The 19,971-nt window shown below is 71.3% G+C and carries 14 protein-coding genes; 7 read left to right on the top strand and 7 right to left on the bottom strand.

The features are described from left to right. Window positions 1-60 precede the first annotated feature (60 nt). The 3 genes from ACX28W_RS08940 to ACX28W_RS08930 all read right to left on the bottom strand — a co-directional run bounded on the left by ACX28W_RS08940 (window position 61) and on the right by ACX28W_RS08930 (window position 7,204). Entirely contained in the window at window positions 61-1,521 is a 1,461-nt protein-coding gene (locus ACX28W_RS08940) for a glutamate synthase subunit beta (protein WP_458998210.1), read from the bottom strand. Continuing rightward, the gene (gene gltB / locus ACX28W_RS08935; RefSeq protein ID WP_458998209.1) at window positions 1,514-6,106 is read right to left on the bottom strand and encodes a glutamate synthase large subunit; all 4,593 of its coding nucleotides are present in this window, start codon (window positions 6,104-6,106) and stop codon (window positions 1,514-1,516) included. The genes ACX28W_RS08940 and gltB overlap by 8 nt, the downstream gene beginning before the upstream one ends. A 366-nt stretch (window positions 6,107-6,472) precedes the next feature. Beyond that, window positions 6,473-7,204 carry a VIT1/CCC1 transporter family protein gene (locus ACX28W_RS08930; RefSeq protein ID WP_458998208.1) on the bottom strand — a complete coding sequence of 244 codons (732 nt, stop codon included), beginning with the start codon at window positions 7,202-7,204 and terminating at the stop codon, window positions 6,473-6,475. Between the two features lie 248 nt (window positions 7,205-7,452). Between ACX28W_RS08930 and ACX28W_RS08925 the strand changes: the two genes are divergently transcribed. From ACX28W_RS08925 to ACX28W_RS08895, 7 genes are read left to right on the top strand one after another with little or no spacing between them, the layout of a single operon-like run. Next, window positions 7,453-8,619, top strand: coding sequence for an ADP-ribosylglycohydrolase family protein (locus ACX28W_RS08925; protein WP_458998207.1), 1,167 nt, complete (start codon window positions 7,453-7,455; stop codon window positions 8,617-8,619). Further along, window positions 8,616-9,863, top strand: coding sequence for an ADP-ribosylglycohydrolase family protein (locus tag ACX28W_RS08920; RefSeq protein WP_458998206.1), 1,248 nt, complete (start codon window positions 8,616-8,618; stop codon window positions 9,861-9,863). Before ACX28W_RS08925 ends, ACX28W_RS08920 begins: the two co-directional genes overlap by 4 nt. Window positions 9,864-9,870: 7 nt before the next feature. Continuing rightward, entirely contained in the window at window positions 9,871-11,040 is a 1,170-nt protein-coding gene (locus tag ACX28W_RS08915; RefSeq protein WP_458998205.1) for an ADP-ribosylglycohydrolase family protein, read from the top strand. Continuing rightward, complete coding sequence (locus ACX28W_RS08910; RefSeq protein WP_458998204.1) at window positions 11,028-12,398, top strand: ADP-ribosylglycohydrolase family protein; 1,371 nt, start codon at window positions 11,028-11,030, stop codon at window positions 12,396-12,398. The genes ACX28W_RS08915 and ACX28W_RS08910 overlap by 13 nt, the downstream gene beginning before the upstream one ends. Beyond that, a complete protein-coding gene (rbsK, locus tag ACX28W_RS08905) occupies window positions 12,395-13,306 on the top strand; it encodes a ribokinase (protein ID WP_458998203.1) in 912 nt (303 codons plus the stop codon). The genes ACX28W_RS08910 and rbsK overlap by 4 nt, the downstream gene beginning before the upstream one ends. Then, window positions 13,303-14,526 (top strand): CaiB/BaiF CoA transferase family protein, encoded by a 1,224-nt coding sequence (locus tag ACX28W_RS08900; protein ID WP_458998202.1) that lies wholly within the window; start codon window positions 13,303-13,305, stop codon window positions 14,524-14,526. The genes rbsK and ACX28W_RS08900 overlap by 4 nt, the downstream gene beginning before the upstream one ends. Then, window positions 14,523-15,371, top strand: coding sequence for an HpcH/HpaI aldolase/citrate lyase family protein (locus ACX28W_RS08895; protein ID WP_458998201.1), 849 nt, complete (start codon window positions 14,523-14,525; stop codon window positions 15,369-15,371). The genes ACX28W_RS08900 and ACX28W_RS08895 overlap by 4 nt, the downstream gene beginning before the upstream one ends. 98 nt (window positions 15,372-15,469) lie before the next feature. Here the strand turns inward: ACX28W_RS08895 and lgt are convergent, their stop codons facing one another. The 4 genes from lgt to trpB form a co-directional block, all read right to left on the bottom strand. Next, complete coding sequence (gene lgt / locus ACX28W_RS08890; protein ID WP_458998200.1) at window positions 15,470-16,474, bottom strand: prolipoprotein diacylglyceryl transferase; 1,005 nt, start codon at window positions 16,472-16,474, stop codon at window positions 15,470-15,472. A 194-nt stretch (window positions 16,475-16,668) separates the two neighbouring features. After that, window positions 16,669-17,442, bottom strand: a complete 774-nt coding sequence (locus tag ACX28W_RS08885) for a DsbA family protein (protein ID WP_458998199.1) — start codon at window positions 17,440-17,442, stop codon at window positions 16,669-16,671. A gap of 118 nt (window positions 17,443-17,560) precedes the next feature. Beyond that, window positions 17,561-18,376, bottom strand: a complete 816-nt coding sequence (trpA, locus tag ACX28W_RS08880) for a tryptophan synthase subunit alpha (protein WP_458998198.1) — start codon at window positions 18,374-18,376, stop codon at window positions 17,561-17,563. Beyond that, window positions 18,373-19,665: a tryptophan synthase subunit beta gene (gene trpB / locus ACX28W_RS08875; RefSeq protein WP_458998197.1), complete on the bottom strand. Its 1,293-nt coding sequence runs from the start codon at window positions 19,663-19,665 to the stop codon at window positions 18,373-18,375. The genes trpA and trpB overlap by 4 nt, the downstream gene beginning before the upstream one ends. Window positions 19,666-19,971 lie beyond the last annotated feature (306 nt).

The following is a 19,971-nucleotide window of genomic DNA, read 5'->3' as shown; positions in this document are numbered from 1 at the left end:
ACAAGGCAGGCGCCGCGTTCGTTTCCGTACGCCGTTGTACGGGACGTCTATTAACGAGGGTCAGACCATCAGGGAACGGTCCGTGGGGCGGATGGGGGCCGGCAGGTCGCTCTCACCGGTGAGGAAGCGGTCGACCCCGCGGGCGGCCGAGCGGCCCTCCGCGATGGCCCAGACGATGAGGGACTGGCCGCGGCCCGCGTCACCGGCGACATACACACCGGGGACATTGGTCGCGAAGTCGGCGTCGCGGGCGATGTTGCCGCGCGCGTCGAGCTCCAGGCCGAACTGGGAGACCAGTCCGTTCTCGACGTCGGTGCCCGTGAAGCCCATCGCCAGCGTCACCAGCTGGGCGGGGATCTTGCGCTCCGTGCCCGGCTTCTGGTTCAGCTTGCCGTCGACGAACTCGACCTCGACGAGGTGCAGCCACTGGACGTTGCCGTCCTCGTCGCCCTCGAAGTGAGTGGTCGAGACGGAGTAGACCCGCTCGCCGCCCTCCTCGTGCGCGGAGGTGACCTTGTAGAGCATCGGGAACGTCGGCCAGGGCTGGCCCGGGTTCCGCTCCTCGCCGGGCTGCGGCATGATCTCCAGCTGCGTGACCGAGGCCGCGCCCTGACGGTGGGCCGTGCCCACGCAGTCCGCGCCCGTGTCGCCGCCGCCGATCACCACGACGTGCTTGCCCTCGGCCGTGAGCGGGGGCGCCACGAAGTCGCCCTCCTGCACCTTGTTGGCCAGCGGCAGGTACTCCATGGCCTGGTGGATGCCCTTGAGCTCGCGGCCGGGGGCCGGGAGGTCACGCGCGGTCGTCGCACCGGCGGCGATGACCACGGCGTCGTACCGCTTGCGCAGGTCCGTCGCCTTGAGGTCGCGGCCGATCTCGATGCCCGTACGGAAGCGGGTGCCCTCCGCGCGCATCTGCTCGATGCGCCGGTTGATGTGCCGCTTCTCCATCTTGAACTCGGGGATGCCGTAGCGCAGCAGGCCGCCGATGCGGTCGGCGCGCTCGTACACGGCGACCGTGTGGCCCGCCCGGGTCAGCTGCTGGGCGGCGGCGAGGCCCGCCGGGCCCGAGCCGATGACCGCGACCGTCTTGCCGCTCAGGCGCTCGGGGATCTGCGCGGCGACGTCACCGTTGTCCCACGCCTTGTCGATGATCGAGACCTCGACGTTCTTGATGGTCACGGCGGGCTGGTTGATGCCGAGCACACACGCGGACTCGCACGGGGCGGGGCACAGTCGGCCCGTGAACTCCGGGAAGTTGTTCGTGGCGTGCAGGCGCTCGGACGCGGCGGTCCAGTCCTCGCGGTACGCGTAGTCGTTCCACTCGGGGATCAGGTTCCCCAGCGGACAGCCGTTGTGACAGAACGGGATACCGCAGTCCATGCAGCGCGAGGCCTGCTTGGAGATGATCGGGAGCAGCGAGCCGGGAACGTAGACCTCGTTCCAGTCCCTGACGCGCTCACCCACCGGACGGGTCCTGGCGACCTCGCGGCCATGGTTCAAAAAGCCCTTGGGATCAGCCATTGGTCGCCGCCTCCATCATCTTCTCGGTGATCTCGGACTCGGTGAGTCCGGCTCGCTCGGCGGCGTCCTTGGCGGCGAGCACTGCCTTGTACGTGCTGGGGATGATCTTGCTGAAGCGGTCCACCGCGGTGTCCCACTCGGCCAGCAGCTTCTCGGCGACGGTGGAGCCGGTCTCCTCCTGGTGGCGGCGCACCACGTCGTGCAGCCACTGCTTGTCGGTGCTGTCGAGCTCCTCGACGGCACCGGCGCTCGCGACGTTGATGTTGTCGCGGTTCAGGTCGATCACGTAGGCGATACCGCCCGACATACCGGCCGCGAAGTTGCGGCCCGTCTCGCCGAGCACGACCGCGTGGCCGCCGGTCATGTACTCGCAGCCGTGGTCGCCGACGCCCTCGGACACGACCGTCGCGCCGGAGTTGCGGACGCAGAAGCGCTCGCCGGTGCGGCCGCGCAGGAAGAGCTCGCCGCCCGTCGCGCCGTACGCGATGGTGTTGCCCGCGATCGTCGAGAACTCGGCGAGGTGGTCGGCGCCCCGGTCGGGACGGACGATCACCCGGCCGCCGGAGAGGCCCTTGCCGACGTAGTCGTTGGCGTCGCCCTCCAGGCGCAGCGTGACACCGCGCGGCAGGAAGGCGCCGAAGGACTGGCCCGCGGAGCCGGTGAAGGTGATGTCGATGGTGTCGTCGGGCAGGCCCGCGCCACCGAACTTCTTCGTCACCTCGTGGCCGAGCATGGTGCCGACCGTGCGGTTGATGTTGCGGATCGCGACCTGGGCGCGGACCGGCTGGGCGTCGGCCTGGGAGTCGGCGGACAGCGCGTCGGCGGCGAGCTTGATCAGCTCGTTGTCGAGCGCCTTCTCCAGGCCGTGGTCCTGCTCGATGACCTGGTGGAGGGCGGCGCCCTCGGGCAGCTCGGGCACGTGGAAGAGCGGGGACAGGTCCAGGCCCTGCGCCTTCCAGTGGCCGACGGCCCGCTCCACGTCGAGGTGCTCGGCGTGGCCGACGGCCTCCTCGATGGTGCGGAAGCCCAGCTCGGCGAGGATCTCGCGGACCTCTTCGGCGATGAACTTGAAGAAGTTCACGACGTACTCGGACTTGCCGGCGAACCGTTCGCGCAGCACCGGGTTCTGCGTGGCGATGCCGACCGGGCAGGTGTCCAGGTGGCAGACGCGCATCATGACGCAGCCGGAGACGACGAGCGGCGCGGTCGCGAAACCGAACTCCTCGGCGCCGAGCAGCGCGGCGATGACGACGTCACGGCCGGTCTTCAGCTGGCCGTCGGTCTGCACGACGATGCGGTCGCGCAGGCCGTTGAGCAGCAGGGTCTGCTGGGTCTCGGCGAGGCCGAGCTCCCAGGGACCGCCCGCGTGCTTCAGCGAAGTGAGCGGGGAGGCACCCGTACCACCGTCGTGACCGGAGATCAGTACGACGTCCGCGTGGGCCTTGGAGACACCCGCGGCGACCGTGCCGACGCCGACCTCGGAGACCAGCTTCACGTGGATGCGGGCCTGCGGGTTGGCGTTCTTGAGGTCGTGGATCAGCTGAGCCAGGTCCTCGATGGAGTAGATGTCGTGGTGCGGGGGCGGGGAGATGAGGCCCACGCCCGGGGTGCTGTGCCGGGTCTTGGCGACCCAGGGGTACACCTTGTGGCCGGGCAGCTGGCCGCCCTCGCCGGGCTTGGCACCCTGCGCCATCTTGATCTGGATGTCGTCGGCGTTGACCAGGTACTCGGACGTCACACCGAAGCGGCCGGAGGCGACCTGCTTGATGGACGAACGGCGCGCGGGGTCGTAGAGCCGGTCCGCGTCCTCGCCGCCCTCACCGGTGTTGGACTTGCCGCCCAGCTGGTTCATGGCGATGGCGAGGGTCTCGTGCGCCTCCTTGGAGATGGAGCCGTACGACATGGCGCCGGTGGAGAAGCGCTTGACGATCTCGGAAGCGGGCTCGACCTCGTCGATGGAGATCGAGGGACGGTCCGACTTGAAGCCGAAGAGCCCACGGAGCGTCATGAGCCGCTCGGACTGCTCGTTCACCCGGTCCGTGTACTTCTTGAAGATGTCGTAGCGGGCGGTGCGCGTCGAGTGCTGGAGGCGGAAGACCGTCTCCGGGTCGAACAGGTGCGGTTCGCCCTCACGGCGCCACTGGTACTCGCCGCCTATGTCCAGGGCGCGGTGCGCGGGCGCGATGCCGGAGGCCGGGTACGCCTTCGCGTGCCGGGCCGCGACCTCCTTGGCGATGATGTCGAGGTCGGCGCCGCCGATCTTCGTCGCCGTGCCGTTGAAGTACTTCTCGACGAAGGCCGTGTCGAGACCGACGGCCTCGAAGACCTGCGCGCCACGGTAGGAGGCGACGGTCGAGATGCCCATCTTGGACATGACCTTGAGGACGCCCTTGCCGAGCGCGTAGATCAGGTTGCGGATGGCCTGCTCGGACTCGATGCCCTGCAGGAAGGTGCCGGCGCGGACCAGGTCCTCGACCGACTCCATCGCCAGGTACGGGTTGACCGCGGCAGCGCCGAAGCCGATGAGGAGGGCCACGTGGTGGACCTCGCGGACGTCGCCCGCCTCGACCAGCAGGCCCACCTGGGTGCGCTGCTTGGTGCGGATGAGGTGGTGGTGGACGGCCGCGGTGAGCAGCAGCGACGGGATCGGCGCGTGCTCGGCGTCGGAGTGGCGGTCCGACAGGACGATCAGACGGGCGCCGTTGTCGATGGCGGCGTCGGCCTCGGTGCAGATCTCCTCGATCCGCGCGGCGAGGGAGTCGCCTCCACCGGAGACCCGGTACAGGCCGGACAGCGTGGCGGCCTTCATGCCAGGCATGTCGCCGTCGGCGTTGATGTGGATGAGCTTGGCCAGCTCGTCGTTGTCGATCACCGGGAAGGGCAGCGTGACGCTACGACACGACGCGGCGGTCGGCTCGAGGAGGTTGCCCTGCGGGCCCAGCGAGGAGCGCAGCGAGGTGACGAGCTCCTCGCGGATGGCGTCCAGCGGCGGGTTGGTGACCTGCGCGAACAGCTGGGTGAAGTAGTCGAAGAGCAGCCGGGGACGTTGCGAGAGGGCCGCGATCGGCGAGTCCGTGCCCATGGAGCCGAGGGGCTCGCCGCCGCTCTTGGCCATCGGCGCGAGGATGATGCGCAGCTCTTCCTCGGTGTAGCCGAAGGTCTGCTGGCGGCGGGTGACCGAGGCGTGGGTGTGCACGATGTGCTCGCGCTCGGGGAGGTCGGAGAGCTCGATCTCGCCGGCTTCCAGCCACTCGGCGTACGGCTTCTCGGCGGCGAGGCCCGCCTTGATCTCGTCGTCCTCGATGATGCGGTGCTCGACGGTGTCGACGAGGAACATCTTGCCGGGCTGCAGGCGGCCCTTGCGGACGACCTTCGCGGGGTCGATGTCGAGGACGCCGACCTCGGAGCCGAGGACGACGAGGCCCTCGTCGGTGACCCAGTAGCGGCCGGGGCGCAGACCGTTGCGGTCGAGGACCGCGCCGACCTGGGTGCCGTCGGTGAAGGTGACACAGGCCGGGCCGTCCCAGGGCTCCATCATCGTGGCGTGGAACTGGTAGAAGGCGCGGCGGGCCGGGTCCATGGAGTCGTGGTTCTCCCACGCCTCCGGGATCATCATCAGCACGGAGTGCGGGAGGGAGCGGCCGCCGAGGTGGAGCAGCTCCAGGACCTCGTCGAAGGAGGCGGAGTCGGAGGCGTCGGGCGTGCAGACCGGGAAGACCCGGTCCAGCTTGTCGCTCCCGAACAGGTCCGAGACGAGCTGCGACTCGCGCGCCCGCATCCAGTTCCGGTTGCCCTTGACCGTGTTGATCTCGCCGTTGTGCGCGACGAAGCGGTACGGGTGGGCGAGCGGCCAGCTCGGGAAGGTGTTGGTGGAGAACCGGGAGTGCACGAGCGCGATCGCGGAGGCGAAGCGGCGGTCGGACAGGTCCGGGAAGAAGGGCTCGAGCTGGCCGGTGGTCAGCATGCCCTTGTAGACGATGGTGCGGGCGGAGAGGGACGGGAAGTACACGTCCGCCTCGCGCTCGGCGCGCTTGCGCAGCACGAACGCCTTGCGGTCGAGGTCGATGCCCTCGCTGACGCCGTCGGTCACGAAGATCTGACGGAAGACGGGCATCGTCGAGCGGGCGGTGGCGCCGAGGAGATCGGGAGCGACCGGGACCTCGCGCCAGCCGAGGACGGTGAGGCCCTCGTCGGCGGCGATCGTCTCGATCTGCGAGACGCGGTCCTCGGTGCCGTCCCCGGGCAGGAAGGCGATACCGACCGCGTACGCGCCGGCCGCGGGCAGCTCGAAGTCGGCCACCTCACGGAGGAAGGCGTCCGGGACCTGGGACAGGATGCCCGCGCCGTCGCCCGAGTCGGGCTCGGCACCGGTCGCACCGCGGTGCTCCAGATTGCGCAGAACCGTGAGCGCCTGCTCGACCAGCGCGTGGCTCGCCTCGCCGGTGAGGGTGGCCACGAAGCCGACGCCACAGGCGTCGTGCTCGTTGCGGGGGTCGTACATACCCTGCGCAGCAGGGCGAGCATCCATGAAGGACCAGTTCTGGCCATTCGTGGAGTGCTGGGACGGCTGGCGCGGCGTACGCATCGGCTCTCCCGTCGTCGTCGTGGCATATGCAATGTGCCGAGGGACGACGTTGGCCCTCTGCTGGGGGTGCAAAATTTCGTGCAGGTTACATGATGGAGCGATTCTCGGAAACTGAATACGTCGTTCCAACATGCGGACACCGCGGGGTCACGGCGGGGGTACCGCGCTCAGCGGTGGAGTTAAGGGGACCTAAGCGGACAGATCAATGCCCGTAGACCCGGAGCGCGACAGGCAACGTCGCCGGCCACACCGATGCGGTGCAGGCCTCATTGCCCACAGCGCTTACGGCTCATGCCCGGTGGTTAAGGGATCGAAACCGTCGAGTAACGACTACTTATGCAGTCCCTTGCATAGTCGCTCGTCACATCATCCTACGGCGGTACCCAGCAGACTGCCCAGGGCGTACGTCACACCCGCCGCGGCGGCTCCGAGGGCGAGCTGCCGAATTCCGCTGTACCACCAGGTTCGCGCCGTCACACGGGCCACGATCGCGCCGCAGGTGAAGAGCCCGATCAGCGCGAGCAGCAGCGCGGGCCACAGGGCGGTCGCACCCAGCAGATACGGGAGTACGGGGAGCAGCGCGCCCAGGGCGAAGGAGCCGAAGCTCGACACGGCGGCGACGCCCGGGGAGGGCAGGTCGCCGGGGTCTATGCCCAGCTCCTCGCGCGCGTGGATTTCGAGGGCCTGCTCGGGGTCGCGCGAGAGTTGCCGGGCGACCTGCCGCGCCAGCTCGGGCTCGACGCCGCGTGTCTCGTACAGCGCGGCGAGCTCGCGCTCCTCGTCCTTCGGGTGCTTTCTCAGCTCCCGGCGCTCGACATCGAGTTCGGCTTCGACGAGTTCACGCTGCGAGGCGACGGAGGTGTACTCGCCGGCGGCCATGGAGAAGGCACCGGCAGCGAGGCCGGCAAGCCCGGTGATGACGATCGTCCGATGGGAGACGGACCCGCCGGCGACACCCGTCATCAGGGCGAGATTGGACACGAGCCCGTCCATCGCACCGAACACGGCCGGGCGCAGCCAGCCGCCGTTCACATCCCGGTGGGTGTGGTTGTCCCGGTGCGCCTCGTGCAGTGACGCTTCGGTCTCGATGATGGACATACCGGTCCCCCAGAATGACTGATTGGACTACTTCTATTTTTTGACAACTCTGAAACTACGCCTGGAATTCCTGGCCCGCCAGCAAGGAAAGGCTGGTCTAACCTGCGGTTTTGTCTCTTCTCGCTCATCCGTAGAAGGTGATGCACAGGTGTCGACCGGGTGAATACGGGGGTACGTGAGGCTCTCCTCCTCCCCTCCGGTGGGACACATCCCCAAAGGGCTCTGCGCCCTGAGAGGAGAGGCACCGTATGGCTTCCATCGCCTGCATTCCCTCCGCCCCGGTGCCGGGGGACGCCGCCGATCTCCGCGAACGGGCACGCGGCGCGCTGCTCGGGCTCGCCGTCGGGGACGCGCTGGGCGCGCCCGCCGAGAACATGAAGCCGTCGGAGATCCGTGCGAAGTGGGGCCGGATCACGGGGTACGTCGCCGAGCAGCCGGCCGGGACGGACGACACGGAGTACGCGATCTTCTCGGGGCTGTTGCTGGCCCGGCACGGCTCGGCGCTCACCGTGACCCACGTCGAGGCGGCTTGGCACGAGTGGATCGCGGACCGGGACGAAGGGCCGTTCCGGGGCGCGGGCTTCAGTGAGCGCGGCACGCTGGAGAACCTGCGCCGGGGCCTCGCGGCGCCCATCTCCGCCCAGCACCGGCACGCGTGGAGCGACGGGCTCGCGATGCGCGCGGCGCCCTTCGGGGTGTTCGCGGCGGGCCGCCCGGCCGAGGCGGCCCGGCTGGTGGCCATCGACGGCTCGGTGAGCCATGACGGGGAGGGCATCTACGGCGGCCAGGCAGTCGCGGCGGGCGTCGCGGCCGCGATGGCCGGCGCCCCCACCATCGCGGTGGTCGCCTCCGCGCTGGCCGTGATCCCGGACGACTCCTGGACGGCCCGCTCCCTGCGCCGCGGGGTCGCCGTCGCCCACCGCGGCGAACGCGCGGTGCGCTCCGCGGTCGTCATCGGCGGCTACCCGTGGACGGACCTCGCCCCCGAAGCCGTCGCCCTCGCCTTCGGCGCGTACGCCGCCGCCGACGGCGACTTCACCGAATCCGTCCTCACCGCCGTCAACATGGGCCGCGACGCCGACACGACGGCGGCGGTGGCGGGCGCACTGGCCGGGGCGACGCGGGGCGCCTCATCGATCCCGGCCGCCTGGGCGACGGTCATCGGCCCGGCCCGCGGCAGCTGCCTCCCCTCGATGGCCGGCCACCACGTACTGGACGTGGCGGAACTACTGACGCCGGGTGACGACGGAAAGTGGGGAACGAAGGGGTACGCACGAGAGAAGGGGAGACGCGTACGAGGCGGAGCCGAGCTTGCCCGGGGCACAGCGCTGCCTGTGCGGGCAACGGCCCCGAGTCCGTACGTCCTCGCCACCGATTGCATCCTGGCCCCCGAAGACGACGAGGTGCAGCCATGAGCCCCGGTCTGGTCGGTGACGAGCCCGGCGAGGGATCGGTCTCCGCGGCGGAGCCCCATACGGACGTCACCGACGCCGCACCACCCGACCCGCGTCCCCGCCGTATCGAAGGCCTCCTGCTGGGTCTGGCCGCGGGCGACGCCGCAGGCTGGCCCGCCGCCCGGCACCGTGCCGCCCGCATGCCCGAGTGGACGCGGCGGCTGACCCGGGAACTGGACACCTTCGCGGAGCAGAACGCGACGACGACCCTGCCCGTACCCATCGCGCTGAACCAGCCGCCGGAGCCGCTGCGGCTGGGCCCCTCGGACGACGCGGAGTGGGCGGCGTTCGCGGCGGAGGCCGTACTGCGGGCCGGGGACGGCAGCGCACTCGGCGACCTGAGCCGGGAACGCCGGATGAGGGCATCCATCGACCTGTCCTGGAACGCCGTCGCCAGCGAGGTCGCCGCGGCAGCGGAACGCGCCCCCGAGGTCGAGTCCGCGCTGCTGCCCCTGCGCGCCCGGATCTCCGTACGGGCCGGCCTGGGCAACCTCGCCACCGGTCTGCGCCCGCCCGCCACCGGCCACGACAACCCCCACTACTTCGACGACGCGGCCTGCGTACGGGCCTGTGTGCTCGCCGTGGCCCACCCGGGCGACCCCCGACTCGCCGCGGAACTCGCCGAGTTCGACGCCCGCTACACCCAGGACGGCGACGGTGTGCACGGCGCCCGCGCCATGGCCGCCGCCCTCGCGCTCGCCCTCGCCGGGGCCGACGTCGAGGCCTGCGCGGACGCGGCCCTCGCCGAACTGCCCGAGTCGACCGAGATCGGCCGCAACGCCCGGCACGCACTCCGGCTCGCCCGCGAGAGCCTCAGCGACAGCGGTAACAGCTGCGGTAACGGCAGCGGAGGAACATTCGCCCTCATCCCCCTCCTCGAACACCAGATCGTCGACCACGTCTACAGCTACGGCATCGCGGCAGCCGAAACCGTCCCGGTCGCCCTGGCCCTCGCCACCGCCGCGCGCGGCCGGATCGCGGAGGCGGTGCCCGCCGCCGCCTGCCTGTCCCGCGTCGCCGACTCGGCCCCGGCCCTCGCGGGCGCGCTCACCGGCGCGCTCGGCGGCGGCGCCGCGATCCCCGCCACCTGGCGCGACGCCTGCCGCACCCTCTCCGGCTGCGCCCTGCCCCGTCTCACCGGCACCGACCTCATCGGACTCGCCGACCTTCTGGAAGCCACGGAACTGGCCACCCCGGAGGGATGATTCGGGCATGACGCCCAAAGGAGAAGGAACGGGAACCCTCGACGAACGCATCACCGGAGCCCTCGTCGGAGCCGCCGTCGGCGACGCCCTCGGCGGCCCCGTCGAGGGGTACTCCCCCGCGCAGATCACCGAACGGCACGGCGGCCGCGTCCACGGCATCGTCGGCCCCTGGAACGGCGACGCCTGGCGCACCGCCCGCCCCATCGCCCCGTACCACAAGGGCGATGGACACGTCACCGACGACACCCTGATGACCCACGCGCTGATCCGCGTGTACGCCACGGTCCGCGACCATCTCGACGCGTACGCCGTCGCCGAGCACCTGGTCCCCGACCTGATGACGAACCCCCGCTGGATCCCGGAACTCCAGGCCGAGGCGCTCCCCCTCCAGCGGATCTTCCTCGCCGAGAAGTGGCTGGTGGCCCGGCTCCACTACGGCCATGTGGACCCCCGGGAGGCCGGCGCGGGCAACATCGTCAACTGCGGCGCCGCGATGTACATGGCTCCGGTCGGCCTGGTCAACGCGGCCCACCCGGCCGGCGCATACGCCGAGGCCCTGGACGTCGCGGGCGCGCACCAGTCGTCGTACGGGCGGGAGGCGGCGGCCGTCTTCGCGGCGGCGGTGGCGGCGGCGTGCACACCCGGGGCCACCCCGGCCTCCGTGGTCGACTCCTGTCTGGCCCTGGCGAAGGACGGGACGCGCACCGCCATCGAGGCGGTCTGCGAAGTGGCCGCCCGGCACACGGACTTCGAGTCGGCGCTGGTCCCGCTGCGCGAGGCGGTGGCCCCCTACGACACGGTCGGCCCGGACTACCGCGCCCCGTCCCTCGGCGCCCGCCGCCCCTCCCGGCTTCACTCCATCGAGGAACTCCCCATCGCCCTGGGCATGTTGGTGGTTTCCGGCGGCGACTACCGGCACGCGGTCCTCGGTTCGGTGAACTACGGCCGCGACTGCGACTCCATCGCCACGATGTCCGGCGCCCTCGCGGGCGCCCTCGGCCGCGAGGTCCCGCACGACTGGGCCAAGACGGTCGCGGAGTCCAGCCGCCTCGACCTGCGCGCCCCGGCGGAGGACCTTGCGGAGGTGACCCGCGAGATCTTCGCACGGGACGTACGACGTCGCCGCGCGCACGAGTCGGCGTACGCCGAGCTGGCGGGGACCCCGTGCTCCGACTGACCTGGGTCCAGCCGGAGGACCTCCTCGGCCACGAACTCCACCAGGCATACCAGGACGGCCGCGAGCCCGGGCCCATCGCCGCCCGCTGGCGAGCGGCGGGCGGCCCCGAGTCCCCGCTGCGCGCGGGCGCGTCCCCGACTCCGGCGTCCTCGTACCTGCGCGTACTGGCGGAAGACCTCCTGGACGAACTCACGGACCTGCCGAGCAGGTTGAGGGACACGGAGCCGACAGACCTCACCCACATCAGGGCCCACTGCCCGAACTGGCCGTCGCCAACGACTGCGGACACCCCGCCCCCAGCCCTCACCCAGGCCCGCCTGGAAGCCGCCTGGCTCGGCAGAGCGGCGGGCTGTCTCCTCGGCAAACCCGTGGAAAAGCTCCCCCTCGAAGGGATCAGGGAACTCGCCCGAGCCACCGGCAACTGGCCCCTGCACACCTGGTTCACCGCACAAGGCGTCCCGGCCGATCTCCTCCACACCTACCCCTGGAACAAGCGCTCCGCCCCCACCTCCCTCGCCGAGAACATCGACGGCATGCCGGAGGACGACGACCTCAACTACCCCCTCCTGAACCTCCTGCTGCTCCAACGCCACGGCAGCGACTTCACCACCACGGACGTGGCCCGCCTCTGGCTGGACGAACTCCCCGCGGGCCGCACCTTCACCGCGGAACGCATCGCGTACCGCAACCTCCTCGCCGGCGTCGAACCCCCACGCACCGCCCGCCACCGCAACCCGTTCCGCGAATGGATCGGCGCCCTGATCCGCGCGGACGTGCACGGCTGGACGAACCCGGGCGACCCCGCCTGCGCCGCGGCACAAGCCCACCGCGACGCCGTCCTCACCCACACGGCGAACGGCGTGTACGCCGCCATGTTCGCCGCCGCGACGATCGCCGAGGCGGCCGGCGGCCGCAGCGACGTCCACGCCTGCCTGCGCACGGGACTCACCGTCGTACCCCCCGCCTCCCGCCTGGCGAAGGCGGTCCGGCAAGCGGTCCGACTCGCCCGTACGACCGAGGACTTCGACACCGTCGTCGACGCACTGCACACGACCCACCGCGGCCACCACTGGGTCCACGCCATCCCCAACACCGCCCTGATCGCCGCCGCCCTCACCCACGCGGACGGCGACTTCGGCGGCTCGATCTGCCGCGCGGTGTCCGGCGGCTGGGACACCGACTCCAACGGCGCCACGGCGGGCAGCGTCGCCGGCCTCCTCGCGGGCTCCCCCGCCGCCCTTCCCGACCACTGGACCACCCCCCTCAAGAACCGACTGGCCACCTCCGTCGCCGACTTCAACGGCATCGGCTTCGACACCCTCGCCCAGCTCACACTCCGGGAGATCCGCCACCCATGACCCACATCGCCGTACTCGGCAGCACGAACATGGACCTCGTGGCGTACGTCGCCAAGGCCCCGCAGGGCGGCGAGACCGTCACGGGACGGGAGTTCCGTACGGTCCCCGGCGGCAAGGGCGCCAACCAGGCGGTGGCCGCGGCGCACGCGGGCGCCGACGTCTCGATGATCGGCGCGGTGGGCGCCGACGCCTTCGGCTCCCACCTCCGTACGGCCCTGGAGCACTCGGGCGTCGACACCGACCATCTGCGCACCACCGAGGGCCCGTCCGGCACCGCGCACATCGTCGTGGACGACGAGGGCGGCAACGCGATCGTCGTCATCCCGGGCGCCAACGGCACCGTCACCCACCTCGCCCCCGGCGACGAGGCCCTCATCACCACCGCGGACACCCTCCTGCTCCAGCTCGAGATCCCGCAGGCCGCCGTCCTCGCGGGCGCCGAGGCCGCTCGCCGCCACGGTGTCCGGACGATCCTGACCCCGTCCCCCGCGCAGCCCCTGCCGCCCCAGCTCCTCGCCGCCATCGACCTGATGGTGCCGAACGAACACGAGGCAGCCGCCCTCACCGGCCTCACCGATCCCCGCGAGGCCGCCGCCACCCTGCTCGACCAGGTACCGGAGGTCGTCATCACGTTGGGCGCGGCCGGCAGCCTGTACGCGGCCAGGGGCGCCGAACCCCTCACCGTGCCCGCGCCGCACGTCACCGCCGTGGACTCGACGGGCGCGGGCGACACCTTCGTCGGCACGCTCGCGGTCGCGCTCGCCGAGGGCCGGCCCATGCCGGCGGCCCTGGCGTGGGCGTCGGCCGCCGCCTCGCTGGCGGTGCAGCGGCCCGGGGCGTCGTCCTCGATGCCGTACCGCTCGGAGATCGACGCCCAGGCGTCACGGCACCCGCAGCACACGTCATGAGCGCCCACACGGAAGCGGACCGCGCCGGTACGCGACAGGGTCCCCTCACCGGCCTGCGCGTCCTCGACCTCGCCACCCTCTTCGCCGGGCCGCTCGCCGCCACCATGCTCGGCGACTTCGGCGCGGAGGTCGTCAAGGTCGAGCATCCGACCAAGCCCGACCCGTCCCGGGGTCACGGGCCGTCGAAGGACGGCATCGGCCTGTGGTGGAAACTCCTCGGCCGCAACAAACGCACGATCACCCTCGACCTGTCGAAGCGTGGGGGCCGCGAGACCCTGCTGCGCCTCGCCGCCACCGCCGACGTGATCATCGAGAACTTCCGCCCCGGCACCCTGGAGAAGTGGCACCTGGGCTGGGAGGAACTGTCGGCCGCGAACCCCCGCCTCGTGCTCGCCCGCGTCACCGGCTTCGGCCAGTTCGGCCCGTACGCGCACCGGCCCGGCTTCGGCACGCTCGCGGAGGCGATGAGCGGCTTCGCGGCGATCACCGGCGAACCGGACGCGCCGCCGACCCTGCCGCCCTTCGGCCTGGCCGACTCGATCGCGGGCCTGGCGACGGCGTACGCCGTGATGACCGCGCTCCGGGCCCGTGACCTGTCGGGCCACGGCCAGGTGATCGACATGGCGATCATCGAGCCGATCCTCACCGTCATCGGCCCCCAGCCGCTCTGGTACGACCAGCTGGGCCACGTCCAGCCCCGCACCGGCAACCGCTCCGCGAACAACGCGCCGCGCAACACCTACCGCACGGCGGACGGTTCGTGGGTCGCCGTCTCGACCTCGGCGCAGTCGATCGCCGAGCGGGTGATGCGGCTGGTCGGACGTCCGGACCTGATCGAGGAGCCGTGGTTCGCGACGGGCGCGGGCCGGGCCCGGCACACGGACGTCCTGGACGAGGCGGTGGGGGCTTGGATCGCCCGCCGCTCCCGCACCGAGGTCGTGGACGCCTTCGAGAAGGCGGAGGCGGCGGTGGCCCCCATCCAGGACGTACGGGACGTGATGGCGGACCCGCAGTACGCGGCCCTGGACACGATCACCACCGTCGACGACCCCGAACTGGGCCCCCTACGCATGCAGAACGTCCTCTTCCGGCTCTCCGCCACCCCCGGCGCGATCCGTTGGGCGGGCCGCCCGCACGGCGCCGACACGGACGCGGTCCTCGCCGAACTCGGCCTGTCCGGCGCCGAGATCACGACCCTCAGATCGGAAGGCGCCCTGTGACAGTCCCGGGCTTCCCGCTCACCTGGCTGTACGTCCCCGGAGACCGGCCCGCGGTCGTGGCCAAGGCTCTCGCCTCCGGGGCGGACGTGATCCTGATCGACCTCGAGGACGCCGTCGCCCCGCACCGCAAGGAGTACGCCCGCGACGCCACCGCGGAGCTGCTCTCGGACCCGCTCCCGCTCCCGGTCCACGTGCGCGTGAACGCCCTGGACAGCCCGCTGGCCGCGGCCGACCTCAAGGCGCTGTCCTCTCGCCCCGGCCTTTCCGGCCTCCGGCTGCCCAAGGTGACCTCGCCCGCCGACGTCGTGCGCGTCGCGGAACGCGCCGCCCCCGCCGAGGGCGGCGCGACCCCCCTGTACGCCCTCCTGGAAACGGCCCTGGGCGTGGAGCGGGCCTTCGCCATCGCCTCCGCCCACCCGGCGGTGCGCGGCATCGCGCTGGGGGAATCGGATCTCCGCGCCGACCTGGGCGTACGGGAGGACGCGGGCCTGGACTGGGCGCGCGCCCGCGTCGTGGTCGCCGCCCGGGCCGCCCAGCTGGCGCCGCCCGCTCAGTCGGTCTACCCGGACATCCGCGACCTCGAAGGCCTGACCGCCTCCTGCGCCCATGGCCGCGCCCTGGGCTTCCTCGGCCGCGCGGCCATCCACCCCCGTCAGCTTCCGGTGATCGAACGTGCCTATCTCCCGACCCCGGCCGAAGTCGAGGCCGCCCAGGCGGTCGTCAACGCGGCCACCGCCGAACCGGGCGCCCAGGCCCTCCCCGACGGCCGCTTCGTGGACGCGGCGATCGTGGCCGGCGCCCACCGCACACTGACGCTGGCACGCCGCAACGTCCTGACGCGGTAGGCACGGGTGCGTCGAAGGGGGCGCCGCATCCTCGGACGCGGCGCCCCCTTCGAGGCACCGGAAGAACTCAGAACCGAAAGAACTCAGTACGGAAGAACTCAGCCCTTCTTCGCCGACTCGGCCTCGTCCTTCGTGGCCTCGTCGGGCACGGCGTCCGTTTTCTCGCCCGCCTTCTCGTCCTTCTCGTCCGTCTTCTCGTCGAGCTTCTTGTCGAGCTTCTTGTCGAGCTTCTTGTCCAGCTCGACGGCGTCACCTTCGGACTCGGCGTCACCCTCGCCGGAGGCGTCCGCCCCGGGCTCGACGACCTCCTCGCGCCCGGGCCGCAGCCGCGCCGACATCACGATGTAGATCACCGCGAGGAGGAACACCACCATCGCGGTCCAGTTGTTGAGACGCAGGCCCAGGATGTGGTGGGCGTCATCGACGCGCAGGTACTCGATCCAGAAGCGCCCCACGCAGTACGCCGCGACGTACAGCGCGAACGCCCGCCCGTGACCCAGCGTGAAGCGGCGGTCCGCCCAGATGACGAGGAAGCCGACGCCGATGCACCACAGGGACTCGTACAGGAACGTCGGGTGGTAGTAACCCGGCACCCGCCCGTCCGTCGCGGACGTGATGTGCAACGCCCAGGGCAGGTCCGTCGCCTTGCCGTACAGCTCCTGGTTGAACCAGTTGCCCCAGCGCCCGATGGCCTGCGCGAAGACGATGCCGGGCGCGAGGGCGTCGGCCCAGGCGGGGAGCGGGATGCCGCGCCGGCGACAGCCGATCCACGCGCCCACCGCACCCAGCGCGATCGCGCCCCAGATGCCGAGGCCGCCCTCCCACACCTTGAAGGCGTCCACCCAGTCACGGCCCTCGCTGAAGTACAGCTCGTAGTCCGTGATCACGTGGTAGAGCCGCCCGCCGACGAGGCCGAACGGCACGGCCCACACCGCGATGTCGGCCACGGTGCCGGCCCGCCCTCCTCGGGCGATCCAGCGCCTGTTGCCGAGCCAGACGGCTACGAAGACGCCGATGATGATGCAGAACGCGTAGCCGCGGAGCGGAATGGGGCCGAGGTTCAGCACACCGCGCGACGGGCTGGGAATGTAGGCAAGTTCCATGGCAGGGTCGACGCTACCGTGCCGGACGGGACCCACGGCAAGCAGCCCGGCAACGGGTCCATAACAGGCGATCACCCCGAGGCCACGTCAGGCGGTCCTCCCGGGCCCCCGACAGGGCGTCACTCAGGCCCATGACGGACGTGTGCCCCCGGCCCGCGCGGGGCCGGCCGGGGGCACAGGGGCCGACGAAGGGCTCAGCCCTTGTTCTCCGCCTCCACCATCTGCTTCAGCTTGGCCGGGGTCATCGTCTGGTCCTCGTTGATGTTCTTGCCGCCCAGCAGCACGGTCGGTGTGCCCGTGAAACCGCCGGTCTGGAAAGCCTCGTTCGACTTCACGACCCAGCTGTTGTGCGTACCGTCGTTGACGCACTTCCGGAAGGCCGGGGTGTCCAGGCCGTCGACCTTGCCCGCCAGCTCGATGAGCTTGCTGTTGTCCGCGAAGGCGTCGTCCGATTCCTCGGGCTGGTTCTCGAACAGGACGTCGTGGTACGCGGTGAACTTCCCGGCGTCCTGGGCGCAGGCCGCCGCGTTGGCAGCGTTGCGGGAGCCGCTGCCGCTCATTCTCCCGTCGATCAGCGTGACGAGGTGGTATTCGACCTTCAGCTGACCGGCGTCGACCAGCTCCTGGATCGTCGAGCGGTATCTGGTCTCGAAGATCTGGCACGCCGGGCAGCGGAAGTCCTCCCAGACCGTGAGGGTCGACTTGGCGCTGTCCTTGCCCACGGGGATCGCGAGGCCGTCCTTCCCGGTCGCCCCCGAGGGCGCCGCGACCGGGCCCGAGGCGTCACTCTTCTCCTTGCCTGCGTTGGCGGCCATCACCCCCACCACCGCGGCGAGACCCAGGACGCAGACCACCGACGCGCCCACGATCAACGCCCGGCGACGCTTCTCCGAGGCCTTGTGCTTCTCTCGCTCGACCGCCAGCCGCTCGCGGGCGGTGCGCTTTCCCTCACGGTTCTTCTCGCTCACACCCGGCAGAACGAACCGGGGAGGCGCAGCGCGCCTCCCCGGTCCCAGGTCCACCCGTACGAGTGAGCGGATTGTCCGTTACGCACCCACTCCGTTACGCGGCTACGCAGCCTCCGCGCTACGCCGTTCCGCGCACGCCCTTCGCGAGGTCGCCCGCGAGCACCCGTACGGCGTCCAGGCCCGCCGCCTCGTCCGGCGCGTCCAGCATCCGCTTCACGAAGGCCGAGCCGACGATCACGCCGTCGGCGAAGCCGGCCACCTCGGCGGCCTGCGTCGCGTTGGAGACGCCGAGGCCGACACAGACGGGCAGCTCGGTGGTGGCCTTGGTGCGCCGCACCAGGTCCTGCGCCTGCGCGCCGACCGACTCCCTCGTGCCGGTGACGCCCATCAGCGAGGCCGCGTAGACGAAGCCGGAGCCCGCCGCGGTGATGTCGGCGAGCCGGGCGTCCTTGCTGCTGGGCGCGACGACGAAGACGGTCGCGAGACCGTGCTTCTCGGCGTGCTCCCTCCACAGCGCCGACTCCTGCACGGGCAGGTCGGGCAGGATGCACCCGGCCCCGCCCGCTTCCGCGAGCTCCGCGGTGAAGCGCTCGACGCCGTAGCGGTCGATCGGATTCCAGTACGTCATCACGAGTACGGGCTTGCCGGTTGCCTGGTGGGCCTCACGGACCGTACGCATGACGTCGGCGATCTTGACGCCGCCCCGCAGGGCGATGTCGTCCGCGGTCTGGATGACGGGGCCGTCGAGGACGGGGTCGCTGTGCGGCAGCCCCACCTCGACGATGTCCGCGCCGCCGTCGAAGACGGCCTTGATGGCCGCGATGCCGCCGTCGACGGTCGGGAAGCCGGCCGGGAGGTACGCGATGAGAGCGGACCGCCCTTCCGCCTTCGCCGCGGCGAGGGTGTCGCTCAACAGCCGGATGTTGCCACTCACTTCGCGTCCCCCTCGATCTCTGCGTTCTCGCCGGCGGCGTCCGCGGCGACGACGGCGTCGGCACCGGTGTCGTACAGGCCGAAGTAGCGGGCGGCCGTGTCCATGTCCTTGTCGCCGCGGCCGGACAGGTTGATGACGATCAGCCCGTCCTTGCCCAGCTCCTTGCCGACCTCCAGGGCCCCTGCGAGCGCGTGGGCACTCTCGATCGCCGGGATGATGCCCTCGGTGCGGGAGAGCAGGCGCAGAGCCTGCATGGCCGCGTCGTCGGTGACCGCGCGGTACTCGCCGCGGCCGCTGTCCTTGAGGTAGGAGTGCTCGGGCCCGATGCCCGGGTAGTCGAGTCCGGCCGAGATCGAGTAGGGCTCGGTGATCTGCCCCTCCTCGTCCTGCAGGACGTACGACCGCGACCCGTGCAGAATGCCCGGCTCACCCGCCGTCAGCGTGGCCGCGTGTTCCCCGGTCTCGACGCCGTGCCCGGCCGGCTCGCAGCCGATGAGGCGCACGTCCGCGTCCGGGATGAAGGCATGGAAGAGCCCGATGGCGTTGGAGCCGCCGCCGACACAGGCGATGGCGGCGTCGGGAAGCCGTCCGGCGCGCTCCAGGATCTGCCGCCGCGCCTCGACCCCGATGACGCGGTGGAAGTCGCGCACCATGGCGGGGAAGGGGTGGGGCCCGGCGACGGTCCCGAAGAGGTAGTGGGTGTGATCGACGTTGGCGACCCAGTCGCGGAAGGCCTCGTTGATGGCGTCCTTCAGCGTCCGGGAACCGGACTTCACGGCGATGACCTCGGCGCCGAGCATGCGCATGCGGGCGACGTTCAGGGCCTGCCGCTGGGTGTCGATCTCGCCCATGTAGATGGTGCATTCGAGGCCGAACAGCGCGCAGGCGGTGGCGGTCGCGACGCCGTGCTGCCCGGCGCCGGTCTCGGCGATGACACGCGTCTTGCCCATCCGCCTGGTGAGGAGGGCCTGCCCGAGCACGTTGTTGATCTTGTGGGACCCGGTGTGGTTGAGGTCCTCGCGCTTGAGGAACACGCGGGCGCCACCGGCGTGTTCGGCGAACCGCGGCACCTCGGTCAGTGCGCTCGGGCGCCCCGTGTAGTGGACGAGCAGGTCGTCGAGTTCACGCGCGAACTCGGGGTCCGCCTTCGCCTTGTCGTACTCGACGGCGACCTCGTCCACGGCGGCGACCAGTGCCTCCGGGATGAACTTGCCGCCGAACGCGCCGAAGTACCCCTCGGCGCTGGGAACTTGACCCTCCGGGTCGGGAATGAAGAACTCGCTGGGCATGCGGTTACCTCGCAGGGGCGACAGCCCCGGTTACAGATCGGACATGGGGTCACATGAGCCACGTACGTACACACGCGTCGCGCCTCCGGCGGCCGGCCGATCGCCCTCGGCCATGAGCGGCGGAGGGTTCAGCAGGAGGCGGCGAGCAGCCAGCCCCCGACGACGGTGCCGAACCTGCCCCGGACCCACCCATTATCGGGAACCGGACGAAGCCCGAGCGCAACGGCCGGGAGCATGGAGCCAGGAGCCGGGATCATCCGGTCATGACGACCGGCGACAGTCCCGCCGAAGGCCCGGCGGTGCCGG

The organism is Streptomyces sp. SD15 (assembly GCF_054462255.1).
This window is presented reverse-complemented; position numbering and strand designations above follow the sequence as displayed.